The sequence below is a fragment of the Bartonella sp. AA81SXKL genome, from assembly GCF_042196945.1.
GTDB lineage: Bacteria > Pseudomonadota > Alphaproteobacteria > Rhizobiales > Rhizobiaceae > Bartonella.
In genome coordinates, this window is sequence record NZ_JBHIRH010000180.1 from 1 (window position 1) to 792 (window position 792).

Annotated in this window: 1 protein-coding gene and 1 pseudogene; both read left to right on the top strand. The window is 47.0% G+C overall.

Annotation, left to right across the window (positions count from 1 at the left end):
* Window positions 1-378: pseudogene (locus ACFINZ_RS10440) on the top strand (phage tail tape measure protein); the annotation flags it as partial.
* Between the two features lie 13 nt (window positions 379-391).
* On the top strand, window positions 392-792 hold a 401-nt coding region (locus ACFINZ_RS10445; protein ID WP_375701477.1), incomplete at its 3' end, for a phage tail protein.

The following is a 792-nucleotide window of genomic DNA, read 5'->3' on the forward strand; positions in this document are numbered from 1 at the left end:
GGTATGGAACAAGCGGGCGAAGATCTGGCTAATTCGATTGTCGATGGCTTTATGTCGTCTATCTCACAATTGATGGACTATTGTAAATCTTTGCCTAGCCGCATTAAGGGGTGGATTGGTTCCATTGATGTAAGAGAGTTTTTGCCAAGTTTTTTTGGGGGTAAAACAGCCATTCAGCCCATACCACAATTTGCGGGGGCTTCTCCTGTAAATTCATTTGCGAGAGAGCAAAGAGACAAAGACCGTTCCCCCATCACACACAATCAAAATGTCACGGTGCATGTTAATGGGGCGCGTGAACCCATGGCCACTGGTCGTGCGGTTGCCCATGCTTTGCAACGGGCACGCGCCAATGCGCTGCATGGGGGAACAGAATAAGGGGAGGGAGCTTATGAGAGATCCTTTGATGATGTTAGGACCGCATCAATTTTATGTGGATTGGCTGAATTTCCAATCTTTTGAAGAAGAGTTTTCTGCCTCATGGGTTTGTATGGAGCGTTTTGGCAAGGCACCCAGTTTGCAATTTACTGGCTATGGCAATGATGCAAAAACCATTCATGGGGTTTGGTTTCCAGAAGAATTTGGGGACCGGGTAGCGATAGATGCCATCACTACAACTATCCGAAGAGCAAAGCCGGTGCAGATGCTTCGTTGGATCAATGATACCACCTATAGTGTCCTTCTCCATGGACCCGTAGTAATCACTACGATCAATAAAGACCACGACTATATCAGTCGCTCTGGTCAATCCCAGCGCATCCGCTATTCCATTAGCTTGTTACCGTTTTTCGA